Origin of the sequence: Shewanella sp. SR43-8 (assembly GCF_014163775.1) — a bacterium.
Lineage (GTDB): Bacteria > Pseudomonadota > Gammaproteobacteria > Enterobacterales > Shewanellaceae > Shewanella > Shewanella vesiculosa.
The window spans coordinates 22,862-35,660 of record NZ_JACJDX010000016.1; the positions used below are offsets into that span (position 1 = coordinate 22,862).

Consider the following 12,799-nt stretch of genomic DNA (forward strand, 5'->3'; position numbering starts at 1 on the left):
AGTAAATAAGATGTGGAAGTCGCTTTTAAGCAATAAGGAAGCAAGCAATGATTTACCAAAGCCCTACCATTCAGGTTGAGTTACTTGAAGATAATATTGCCAAACTGTGTTTTAACGCACAAGGTTCGGTAAACAAATTTGACAGAGAAACCATAGCCTCCCTTGATGCAGCGCTAGACAGCATCAAACAAAACACCAATATTAAAGCTTTATTGCTGACATCAGCAAAAAGCACGTTTATTGTTGGTGCTGACATCACCGAATTCTTAACCCTTTTCCAACAAGATGATGCAACCTTGCTAGCTTGGGTTGAACAAGCTAACGCGGTATTCAACAAACTTGAAGATTTACCGTTTCCAACAGCTTCTGCTGTTAACGGTTTTGCTCTTGGTGGTGGTTGTGAAACTATTTTAGCAACCGACTTACGCGTTGCCGATACCAATGCTCGCATCGGTTTACCAGAAACAAAATTAGGCCTTATTCCTGGTTTTGGTGGCACTGTGCGTTTACCGCGCGTGATTGGTGCAGATAATGCGCTTGAGTGGATTACCACAGCGAAAGACCAACGCCCAGAAGATGCTTTGAAAGTTGGCGCGATTGATGCCGTTGTAGCCCCAGAAAACCTAGAAGCTGCCGCGATTCAAATGTTGCATGATGCACTTAATGGTAGCCTTGATTGGCAAGCTCGTCGCACCAAAAAGCAATCAGCACTTCAGCTACCTAAACTTGAAGCCATGATGTCTTTTGCAACGGCTAAAGGCATGGTGTTCTCAGTTGCAGGCAAGCATTATCCAGCGCCAATGGCTGCTGTGAATGTTGTCGAACAGGCTGCTGGTTTAGATCGTGACGGCGCGCTAAAAGTGGAAGCACAAGCTTTCATTAAATTAGCGAAAACAGATGTTGCTCAAGCACTAATTGGTATTTTCTTAAATGACCAATTCGTTAAAGGCAAAGCTAAGAAAGCTGCTAAGTTAGCTCATGATGTTAACCAAGCTGCGGTATTGGGTGCAGGTATTATGGGCGGCGGTATTGCTTATCAAAGCGCCAGCAAAGGCACGCCAATTGTCATGAAAGACATCGCTCAGCCAGCATTAGAGTTAGGCTTGAACGAAGCGGCTAAAATCCTTACTACTCAAGTTGCTCGCGGCCGCTCTACGCCAGAGAAAATGGCTAAAGTATTAAACAACATTACCCCTTCTTTAGATTATGCCGCTATCAAAAATAGCGATATCGTTGTAGAAGCGGTTGTTGAACATCCAAAAGTAAAAGCGACGGTACTTGCAGAAGTTGAGCAATACGTCTCTGAAGATGCGATTATTGCGTCAAACACCTCAACTATCTCAATCAACTTACTGGCTAAAAGCCTGAAGAAACCAGAACGTTTCTGCGGTATGCACTTCTTTAACCCAGTGCACAAAATGCCATTAGTTGAAATTATCCGTGGTGAGCACAGCTCAGAAGAAACCATCGCAACAGTTGTTGCTTACGCGAGCAAAATGGGTAAAACCCCGATTGTTGTTAACGATTGTCCAGGTTTCTTCGTTAACCGCGTATTGTTCCCATACTTTGCTGGCTTTAGTGGTCTTCTTGCCGAAGGCGCTGATTTCGCCGCTGTCGATAAAGTGATGGAAAAACAGTTTGGTTGGCCAATGGGTCCTGCTTACTTACTTGACGTAGTCGGTTTAGATACTGGTCATCACGCCCAAGCCGTTATGGCAGAAGGCTTCCCAGATCGTATGGGTAAAAATGGCAAAGACGCTATCGATATTATGTTTGAAAACAAACGTCTAGGTCAGAAAAACACTAAAGGTTTCTATGCCTATTCTGTTGACCGTCGTGGTAAGCCGAAGAAAGACATTGATCCTACAAGCTATGCATTATTAGGCGAAACGTTTGGTGAATTAAAAGCATTCGAGTCAGATGACATCATCGCTCGTTGCATGATCCCAATGATCATCGAAACGGTTCGTTGTTTAGAAGAAGGCATTATTGCATCACCTGCTGAAGGCGATATGGGTCTAGTTTACGGTATTGGTTTCCCTCCATTCCGTGGCGGTGTATTCCGTTATTTAGACACCATGGGCGTAGCAAACTTTGTTGCCCTAGCAGACAAATACGCACATCTTGGTGGCTTATATCAAGTTACCGATACCATGCGTGAACTTGCAGCCAACAACGGTAGTTACTACCAAGCCTAATTAGTGGGAAAGGAATTAAATCATGAAACAAGCTGTTATCGTAGACTGCATTCGTACCCCGATGGGCCGTTCAAAGGCTGGGGTATTTAGAAATGTACGTGCAGAGACTCTTTCTGCAGAATTAATGAAAGCATTATTAGTGCGTAACCCGCAACTAGACCCTAACGACATTGAAGATGTTATTTGGGGTTGTGTGCAGCAAACACTAGAGCAAGGTTTCAACATTGCTCGTAACGCATCATTATTGGCTGGTATCCCTAAAACAGCGGGTGCCGTTACCGTAAACCGTTTATGTGGTTCATCAATGGATGCTCTTCATCAAGCGGCTCGTGCCATCATGACCGGTCAAGGCGACACCTTTATTATTGGTGGTGTTGAACACATGGGTCACGTACCAATGAACCACGGGGTTGATTTTCACCCAGGTCTTGCAAACCGCGTAGCTAAAGCATCTGGCATGATGGGCTTAACCGCCGAAATGTTAGGTAAAATGCACGGCATTACTCGTGAACAACAAGATGCGTTTGCAGTACGTTCTCATCAACGCGCTCATGCTGCCACTATTGAAGGTCGTTTTGCCAAAGAGATTTGGGGCATTGAGGGCCACGACGTAAACGGCGCACTGATCAAAGTAATGACAGACGAAGTAATCCGTCCTGAAACAACACTTGAGTCACTTGCGGGTTTACGTCCAGCATTTGACCCGGTAAACGGTACCGTAACTGCGGGTACATCTTCTGCATTGTCAGACGGTGCTTCGGCGATGTTAGTGATGGAAGAATCTAAAGCTCGTGCATTAGGCTTAACCATTCGCGCGCGTATTCGCTCAATGGCCGTTGCGGGTTGTGATGCAGCTATCATGGGTTATGGTCCTGTACCTGCAACCAAAAAAGCATTAGCTCGCGCTGGCTTATCTGTTGCCGATTTAGATCTTATCGAATTAAACGAAGCGTTTGCGGCACAGTCATTACCTTGTGTTAAAGATCTTGGCTTACAAGATGTTGTCGATGAAAAGATTAACCTTAACGGTGGCGCGATTGCATTAGGTCATCCACTAGGTTGTTCAGGTGCTCGTATATCAACGACTCTGATTAACTTAATGGAAGAAAAAGATGCAACCCTTGGTCTTGCCACTATGTGTATCGGTTTAGGTCAAGGTATCGCAACCGTATTCGAACGCGTATAAGGTTTAAAATATCTAGCTGAAAATTCATCAACTGCAATGAAAACGAGCCAAATTGGCTCGTTTTTTTTTATTTTTAAATTTTTCTGCTTTTGCTAATGTTCCACGTGAAACATGTTTTATGAAAAATAAAAAAAGATAAAACAACATAAATTAGTAGCAAACTTGGCAAGCATAAATGACAAGAGTAACATTAGCGATAATTAGATAAGTAAAATAGATAGCACTCAATGAACGATATTTATACCCAGGCGCAACACCAGCTCGACGCAATTGGTCTTCGCTGTCCAGAGCCAGTGATGATGATCCGTAAAACAGTACGTAAAATGGCTGACGGTGAAACATTACTTGTTATAGCGGATGACCCTGCCACTACACGAGACATACCCAGCTTTTGTGAATTTATGGATCACACCTTAATTGCTAGCGATACCAGTAAAACGCCATATCACTATTTACTCAAAAAAGGACTTTAAAAATGACAATCACATTGGAAGCAATCGCATACAAAACAGCAAAACGCGGCGTGATGAAACCCGCTTTCTGTGCCAATGTGACTTTAGAGCGCGGTGTCGAGAATGACGTTTTTGGCCGACCAGGTAAACGCCAGGTGACAGTGATGTCAAAACAGCAATGGCAAAAAGCCTGCCAGCAAATTAATGTAGATTTAGATTGGTTAACTCGTCGAGCTAACTTATTGATCAGCGGCTATGAATTTAGCCCTGCGGATGTAGGTAAAACGATCTCAATTGGTACTGAGCTAAAACTACAAATCACTGGCGAAACCGATCCATGTAAAAAAATGCAACAAGCTCACTCAGGGCTTGAACAAGCATTAACACCTGACTGGCGTGGCGGAGTCACCTGCCGCGTGATCCAAGCTGGCTTAATACAAGCCGATGACTCTGTAAATATCGATTAGCAAAACCGATAAATCATCTTCATTTAAGCCTTTCATATTAAAATCTAACGCTGTAGCACTCATTGTTTGTTAATCAATAACAGACATGCGTGTTATCGTCTGTCATTAATTGATACAGATTTGTTATACCCCTTATCGGTAATTTATGCGATAAAGGAACCATTCAAACCGACAAACGCAGTAAAGCCAAGTACTCGTATAGGTCATCTAATCATGCTAAATGAGATGACCTATACGAGTATTAAGCTTGATTAAATCCACTGAAAATAAAAACGACAACGGATAATCTACTCTATGTTGACTCAAAAACTCACCCCTCTTTACACCGCTATGGCACTTACTCTAGGTATTTCTAGCTTTGCCTATGCCGAAGATGACAAAGTAAAATGGCACGTAAATGCTCCTGAAAACGCGCCATTGAGTAAAATTGATATTAATGTTACCGAAGGGACATGGATGAACATCAATGTATCACCAGATGGTGAACACATTGTATTTGATCTATTAGGTGATATTTACCAAATACCGATAGCTGGAGGTGAAGCAAAACCACTGGCACAAGGTATCGCTTGGCAAATGCAGCCAGTATATAGCCCAGACGGTAAGTATATAGCTTTCACCTCTGATGAAGATGGTGGCGATAATATTTGGATAATGAATGCCGATGGCACTAATCCACATGCAATAACGACTGAAACCTTTCGTTTACTCAACAGCCCAGCCTGGAGTCCTGACTCACAGTATTTAGTAGCTAGAAAACACTTCACTGGCACTCGCAGCTTAGGAGCTGGTGAAGTGTGGATGTTTCACGTTGCTGGTGGCGAAGGGGTAAAACTAACTGAGCGTCCTAACGAGCAAAAAGATTTAGGCGAACCCGCCTATTCACCTGATGGCCGTTATATTTACTTTAGCCAAGATGCGACCCCTGGTAAAACCTTTCACTATTCTAAAGACTCGGTAAAAGGCATTTATAAGATCAAACGTTACGACACACAAACAGGCGATATTGAAGTATTGATTGAAGGTACTGGTGGTGCGATTAGACCAACACCAAGCCCTGACGGTAAAACCCTTGCTTACATCAAACGTGATGGATTCCAATCAACGCTCTATTCTCTCGATTTAACCTCCGGTGAAGAAACCAAGCTGTATGATAAACTTGATCGTGATATGCAGGAAACATGGGCTATTCATGGTGTGTACCCAACTATGTCGTGGAACAAAGACAATAAGCACATCGTATTTTGGGCTAAAGGTAAAATCAATAAACTTGATGTAGACAGTAAACAAGTAACAGACATTCCATTCAGTGTTAACACTCAAAGAGATATTCAGCCATCAGTCCGCTTTACTCAAAACTTAGATAAAGATGAATTTGATGTAAAAATGCTGCGTATGGCACAAGTGTCACCAGATGGCGAAAAAGTAGTATTTGAAGCCTTAGGTAAAATTTGGATTCGTGATATTAAAGACGGTAAACATAAACGATTAACCCGTTTAGATGATGACATCAATGAGCTATTCCCACAGTGGTCACGTGACGGTAAAGACATCGTATTCACCACTTGGAATGATCAACAGCAAGGCACCGTCAGTGTTGTTAGCGCCAGAGGTGGTAAAGCCAAGGTGTTGACCAACGAGCCTGGAAAATATGTTGAACCAACCTTTTCACCTAATGGCGAATATATTGTTTATCGAAAAGCGCGCGGTGGCTACATGACACCACGAACTTGGTCACAAGAACCCGGTTTATATAAAGTCGATATCAAAGGAAAGCAAAGTACCAAACTAACAGCCAGTGGCCATCAACCACAATTCGGAGCTGACTCAGACCGTGTTTACTTTATGGATTCAGGGGAAACCCCAGAGTTTGCCTCTATCGGCATGAACGGTTTTGAAAAACGTACCCATTACACCAGCGACCATGCTACCGAGTTTCGTTTATCACCCAACGGTGAGCACTTAGCATTTGCTGAACGCTTTAGAGTGTATGTCACTCCTTTTGCTAAACATGGTGAAACCATTGCTATAGGGCCTAAAGCAACCAACTTACCCATTACTCAACTAAGCGCCCGTGCAGGAGAAAGCATTAGCTGGAACGGTAAGAACAACCAACTGTATTGGACATTGGGCCCAGATTTATATCAAGCAGATGTAGACACTCAATATACAAAAGCGGAAACCAAGGTCGATCCTAAAATCACTGCAATTGGTTTTAAAGATAAAGCCGATGTTCCACGTGGAACAGTGGTATTTACCGGCGGCAAAGTGATTACGATGGAAAATGACCAAGTTATTGATAATGGTGTCGTTATCGTTAAAGACAATAAAATTGTTAGTGTTGGTGATGCTAATACAGTCATTCCTAAAAATGCCCAAATTATCGATATTAGTGGCAAAACCATTATGCCCGGCCTGTTTGATGCTCACGCTCATGGTGGCCAAGCAGATGATGAGATTATTCCACAACAAAACTGGGCCTTATATTCAGGTCTGTCACTTGGGGTAACAGCTATTCACGACCCATCAAATGACACAACCGAAATATTTGCCGCTTCAGAACAACAAAAAGCAGGCAAAATTGTTGGACCGCGTATTTTCTCTACGGGGACGATTTTATACGGAGCAAACTTACCTGGTTATACTTCGCATGTTGATTCACTTGATGATGCAAAGTTCCACTTAGAGCGTCTTAAAAAAGTCGGTGCATTTAGCGTTAAGAGCTACAACCAACCACGTCGTGATCAACGCCAACAAATTATTGCTGCTGCGCGAGAGCTCGAAATGATGGTAGTGCCTGAAGGTGGCAGTTTACTGCAGCACAATTTATCCATGATAGCCGATGGTCACACGACGGTAGAACATTCATTGCCAGCAGCATCAATTTACAATGATATTAAGCAATTCTGGAGCCAAACAGAAGTTCACTATACTCCGACGCTAGTGGTTGCATATGGTGGTATTTCTGGTGAGCATTACTGGTATGATAAAACCGACGTTTGGGCTCACCCTCGCCTAAGTATGTATGTGCCGCACGATATACTTGATGCCCGATCAATGCGAAGAACCACAGCACCGGACGAACATTACAACCACTTTAATGTTGCCCGCGTAGCCAATGAGTTAAACAACATCGGCGTTAAACCTAATATTGGTGCTCATGGTCAACGAGAAGGATTAGCAGCACATTGGGAAATGTGGATGTTTGCTCAAGGCGGCATGAGTAATATGGAAGTATTAAAAACCGCGACAATTAATCCGGCGACAACCTTTGGTATGGAACATCAACTGGGTTCTATCAAAGTGGGTAAATTGGCTGACTTAATTGTGATTGATGGCGATCCATTAGCTGATATAAGAATGACTGATAAAGTCACTTACACTATGGTTAATGGTAAGCTATTTAATTCAGAAACCATGAATCAACTAAATGGTGATAAACATAAACGTAAGCCGTTTTTCTTTGAAAAAATCTAACGATTAAGTTAAGCCAATAAAAAAGGTGTTCCACGTGGAACACCTTTTTTTATACTTTTAATAAAATCAATACTGAGCATAACAATGACAATCTGTGGTGTGATCATTCACCATGCCCACGGCTTGCATAAATGCATAACAAATTGTCGGACCAACAAAGTTAAAACCAAGCTTTTTTAACGCCTTAGACATAGCTTCAGATTCTGGTGTTTGTGCAGGAACCTGGCTTAATGAACTGAAGTTATTTTCTTTAGGTTTACCGCCAACAAAACCCCATAAAAACTTAGAGAAATCATCACCCTGCTCTACAAATGCTAAATAAGCTTTAGCATTTCTGATGATCGAGTTTATTTTAAGACGATTGCGCACAATACCCGGTTCGAGCATTAACTCTGCCACTTTAACTTGATCGTACTGTGCAATAATACTCGGCTCAAAATTAGCAAACAGTAATTCGTAATTTTGTTGCTTTTTTAGAATGGTAATCCAAGACAATCCAGCTTGTTGGCCATCAAGACATAACTTAGCAAAAAGCTGTTTAGGATCAAATTCAGGTCGTCCCCAAACAGTATCATGATAATGCTGATATAAAGGGTCTTCACTTACCCAGCCACATCGGTTAACTTGCATGGTACGGTCCCATTAACGTTTTGAGTAGTACGTTAAAAAATAACCTACATCTACCTTGCTCTACAAGGTATAATCATCAACATTTTCTATTAATAGCCTGACAGTAGTAGACATGACGACGAAACATGACGTAAAGACATTTCAGGGGTTCATCCTAACCCTTCAGGAATATTGGGCGCAGCAAGGTTGCGCAATTGTTCAACCTCTAGATATGGAAGTTGGCGCTGGTACTTTCCACCCGCAGACGTTCTTACGTTCATTAGGCCCTGAGCCAATGAGCAGTGCATACGTGCAACCGTCTCGCCGTCCTACTGATGGACGCTATGGTGAAAACCCTAACCGCTTACAGCATTACTACCAATTTCAAGTGGTCCTCAAGCCATCGCCAGATAATATTCAAGAGCTTTATTTAGGCTCACTTGAAGCTCTAGGCATCGATACTCAAATACATGATATTCGCTTTGTCGAAGACAATTGGGAATCACCAACATTGGGCGCATGGGGCTTAGGCTGGGAAGTTTGGCTCAATGGTATGGAAGTGACACAGTTTACTTACTTCCAACAAGTTGGCGGTATTGAATGTAGTCCTGTTACCGGCGAAATTACTTACGGTCTAGAACGTCTAGCAATGTACATTCAGGAAGTTGATAGTGTATATGATCTGGTGTGGACAGACGGACCTTTAGGCCGTGTGACCTATGGTGATATTTTTCACCAGAACGAAGTTGAGCAATCGACTTATAACTTCGAACACGCCGATGTCGATTTTATGTTCACCCTGTTCGATCAATGTGAAAAGATGTGCATGCACTTATTATCACTAGAAAAACCATTACCACTACCTGCTTACGAGCAAGTAATGAAAGCATCGCACGCTTTCAATTTACTTGATGCACGCCATGCAATTTCTGTCACCGAACGTCAGCGTTATATCCTTCGCGTTCGTACGATGGCAAAAGGTGTTGCAGAATCTTATTATCAAGCACGTGAAGCGCTTGGCTTCCCACTGTGTAAGTAGAGGTAACAGATGAATTTTGAAAACTTACTCATTGAAGTGGGCACCGAAGAATTACCGCCAAAGGCGCTACGCACATTAGCGGAATCTTTTTTAGCTAACTTTACCGATGAATTAACCAAAGCAGACCTGCCATTTGATTCTGCCGTTTGGTATGCAGCCCCACGACGCTTGGCCATTAACGTATTAGGATTAGCTTTAGCACAAGCCGATAAAGTCGTTGAAAAACGCGGTCCTGCGGTTAGCTCAGCATTTGATGCTGACGGTAACCCAACTAAAGCAGCACAAGGCTGGGCCCGTGGTAATGGCATTACGGTTGAGCAAGCAGAGCGTTTAACAACCGATAAAGGTGAATGGTTAGTTCACCAAGCTAAAGTGGTTGGTGTTGAAACCAAAAGCTTAATTGCTGACATGGCACAACGAGCACTCGATAAATTACCTATCCCTAAACCAATGCGTTGGGGAAACAACAAAACTCAGTTTATTCGCCCAGTTCACACTGTGACCATGCTATTAGGCAACGAGTTAGTTGCGGGTGTATTACTTGGTATTAAATCTGACCGCGTTATTCGTGGCCACCGATTTATGGGTAAAGCCAGCTTTGAGTTAGATCATGCCGACAACTATTTAGCCGCGCTAAAAGAGCAAGGTAAAGTACTAGCAGATTATGAATTACGTAAATCGCTAATCAAAGTTGATGCTGAAGCTGCAGCAGCTAAATTAGGTGGTATTGCCGATATTCAAGACGGCCTACTAGAAGAAGTCGCTTCATTGGTTGAATGGCCAATAGTGCTAACTGCTAGCTTTGAAGAAAAGTTTCTAAATGTGCCTTCAGAAGCCTTAGTTTACACCATGAAAGGTGATCAAAAGTACTTCCCGGTATTTGATAACGCCGGCAAGTTATTACCTAACTTTATCTTTGTCACCAACATAGAATCAAAAGATCCACAGCAGATTATTTCAGGTAACGAAAAAGTCGTTCGTCCACGTCTGGCTGATGCAGAATTCTTCTTTAACACTGATAAAAAGCACACGCTTGAGTCTCGTATTGCCAGTTTAGATACGGTTGTATTCCAAAAGCAGCTGGGCACATTAAAAGCGCGCGTTGAACGTATTTCAGCGTTAGCAGGCTTTATTGCAACACAAATGAACGACAATGGCGTCAATACTAATAGTCTAGATGCTAGCCGTGCAGGCTTATTGTCTAAAGCAGACCTTATGACCAACATGGTCATGGAGTTTACTGACACCCAAGGCACTATGGGCATGCATTACGCCCGCTTAGACGGCGAAACAGAAGCGGTAGCGCTAGCACTTGAAGAACAATATAAGCCTAAGTTCTCTGGTGATACAGTACCAACAGCAAATGTATCTTGCGCTGTTGCTTTAGCTGAAAAACTCGATACTTTAGTGGGTATTTTTGGTATTGGCCAAGCACCTAAAGGCGCGGCAGATCCATTTGCACTTCGTCGAGCTGCTATCGGTATTTTGCGAATTATTGTTGAACACAAGCTACCTTTGGACTTAGTAGAATTAATTGCTAAAGCACAAACATTGCATGCTGCAAACGTCACCAATGCTAATACCAGTGAGGATGTCCTAGAGTTCCTACTGGCACGTTTCCGAGCCTGGTATCAAGATAAAGGTATTCAAGTTGATGTTATTTTAGCCGTGCTTGCTCGTCGTCCGACTCGCCCAGCTGATTTTGACAGTCGCGTTAATGCAGTATCTCATTTCCGTGGTTTAGAAGCGTCTAGTGCGCTTGCTGCAGCCAATAAGCGTGTTTCTAATATCTTGGCTAAAGTTGAAGGTAAACTGCCTGAAACCATCAACCAAGCACTATTAAGCGAAACAGCAGAAAAAACCTTAGCGGCTAAACTTGCACAACTGCAACCACAGTTAGCGCCCTTGTTTGCCACAGGTGATTACCAACAAGCATTAACCTTATTAGCTGACTTACGTGAGAGCGTCGATCAGTTCTTTGAAGATGTGATGGTAATGGCAGATGATGAAGCATTGAAAAACAACCGTTTAGCTTTGTTAACTAATCTTCGTGAGCAGTTCTTACACGTTGCGGATATTTCATTACTGCAATAGTGTCAGTCGACTATCATTAACAAAAAAGCGCCGAAAGGCGCTTTTTTATGGGCAATACAATGATAAAACTCAAATGATGATAAAAAGCATATATTAATCAATCTACAACCGGACCACCAAAGACAGACTACTTTTAAAGTGTATCTAAAATTGCATCAGCTTTTGATGTAGCACAATAAACTCTTCTTCACTCAATTCCACTTGGGCCAACAAAAGCGCCAATGCTGCTTGAGGTAATTTATCAACCTGTTGCAACATCGAACACTCACTAATAATATTGGCTTTCCAAATGAGTAATGCCATCTCATCCACAGGTTTAATATTGCTATTCGCTAACAAAGTTAATGATGCTTCAAAGTGCTCTGGTAATTGCCAGTAACGAGCTAAAAGCGCACTCAGCGTTAATGACTTGGTGGTCATCACTTGCTTAAACAACGAAGAACTCGGCTGCTCTCCTGGCTCTGCTTGATAAAAAGCATCCACCAGCAGTTTAAAAATCGCAATTTTACCCACGTCATGTAACAAGCCCAATAAAAAAGCACGATCTCTTTGCTCAGAGCGAGCTAATTCGCTGGCTAAAAAAGCCACTTGCATAGAATGGCGCCAAATTTCTGCACCAAAGCGTCGAAAATAAATAGCTTTGATATCAATTAATTCACGGGCTAAGCAAGTGGTAATAAACTGCCTTAACTGTTGTCGCCCCACCTGAACTAACGCTTGTTGAATGCTACTAACATCCGTATCTGCACGTTTAAATGCGGGTGAATTGCATAGTTTGAGTACTTCAACACACAATAAAGGGTCTTGCTCAATGAGCTGTATTAGTTCTTGGGTTTCAATACTGTCATCAGCAAGCTTCTTATCAAGTTCGAGTATTTTACTAGGGAGTTTTAATACATTTTCAGCAATAGACTCTGGTGAGCTAAGTGCTTGCTCAATTTTTTGCATTACGCTTCGTTCAAGATTATTGGCAATACCTGTGGTGGTTGATTGTTGGCTAGCAAACAATAAACTATAAAACAATGCCGACAAATCTAACTGCGACTCAGCTGCAAGTTTAGGTGTAATTTCAACAGCGAGTTGTGTCGATTGTTGTTGGATCTGCTGGCGTTTTTCAACTGATGTTTTGCCAGTAAATTTAACTTGTTCATTACGGTCACGAATATTGAATAATTTTTTAAAAAAACCAGTAACCACAATTAATAACCTTATGAGAAGTTGAATTAAATACTATATAACCATAGTAAAAAAATACAAAAAAGGGTGCCCTATAGGCA

Annotated in this window: 9 protein-coding genes; 7 read left to right on the forward strand and 2 right to left on the reverse strand. The window is 42.3% G+C overall.

Going from position 1 to position 12,799, the window contains the following annotated elements; all coding sequences use genetic code 11:
- The first annotated feature begins 47 nt into the window (after positions 1-47).
- From fadB to H5114_RS18205, 5 genes are all read left to right on the forward strand, one after another.
- Positions 48-2,198, forward strand: a complete 2,151-nt coding sequence (fadB, locus tag H5114_RS18185) for a fatty acid oxidation complex subunit alpha FadB (RefSeq protein ID WP_182698823.1) — start codon at positions 48-50, stop codon at positions 2,196-2,198.
- Positions 2,199-2,220: 22 nt separating this feature from the next.
- The gene (fadA, locus tag H5114_RS18190; protein ID WP_124016560.1) at positions 2,221-3,384 is read left to right on the forward strand and encodes an acetyl-CoA C-acyltransferase FadA; all 1,164 of its coding nucleotides are present in this window, start codon (positions 2,221-2,223) and stop codon (positions 3,382-3,384) included.
- Between the two features lie 227 nt (positions 3,385-3,611).
- A complete protein-coding gene (tusA, locus tag H5114_RS18195; protein ID WP_182723692.1) occupies positions 3,612-3,857 on the forward strand; it encodes a sulfurtransferase TusA in 246 nt (81 codons plus the stop codon).
- Positions 3,858-3,859: 2 nt separating this feature from the next.
- Positions 3,860-4,303, forward strand: coding sequence for an MOSC domain-containing protein (locus H5114_RS18200; RefSeq protein ID WP_182723693.1), 444 nt, complete (start codon positions 3,860-3,862; stop codon positions 4,301-4,303).
- A gap of 294 nt (positions 4,304-4,597) precedes the next feature.
- On the forward strand, positions 4,598-7,780 hold the full coding sequence (locus H5114_RS18205) for an amidohydrolase family protein (protein WP_182723694.1): 3,183 nt from the start codon (positions 4,598-4,600) through the stop codon (positions 7,778-7,780).
- A 66-nt stretch (positions 7,781-7,846) separates the two neighbouring features.
- On the opposite strand, the gene H5114_RS18210 is transcribed toward H5114_RS18205, so the two are convergent.
- Positions 7,847-8,410: a DNA-3-methyladenine glycosylase I gene (locus tag H5114_RS18210; RefSeq protein WP_182723695.1), complete on the reverse strand. Its 564-nt coding sequence runs from the start codon at positions 8,408-8,410 to the stop codon at positions 7,847-7,849.
- A gap of 112 nt (positions 8,411-8,522) precedes the next feature.
- Between H5114_RS18210 and glyQ the strand changes: the two genes are divergently transcribed.
- Positions 8,523-9,428, forward strand: a complete 906-nt coding sequence (gene glyQ, locus H5114_RS18215) for a glycine--tRNA ligase subunit alpha (RefSeq protein ID WP_124016565.1) — start codon at positions 8,523-8,525, stop codon at positions 9,426-9,428.
- Between the two features lie 9 nt (positions 9,429-9,437).
- The gene (glyS, locus tag H5114_RS18220) at positions 9,438-11,522 is read left to right on the forward strand and encodes a glycine--tRNA ligase subunit beta (protein WP_182723696.1); all 2,085 of its coding nucleotides are present in this window, start codon (positions 9,438-9,440) and stop codon (positions 11,520-11,522) included.
- A gap of 144 nt (positions 11,523-11,666) precedes the next feature.
- Here the strand turns inward: glyS and H5114_RS18225 are convergent, their stop codons facing one another.
- Positions 11,667-12,719, reverse strand: coding sequence for an HDOD domain-containing protein (locus H5114_RS18225; RefSeq protein WP_182723697.1), 1,053 nt, complete (start codon positions 12,717-12,719; stop codon positions 11,667-11,669).
- Positions 12,720-12,799: the final 80 nt, after the last annotated feature.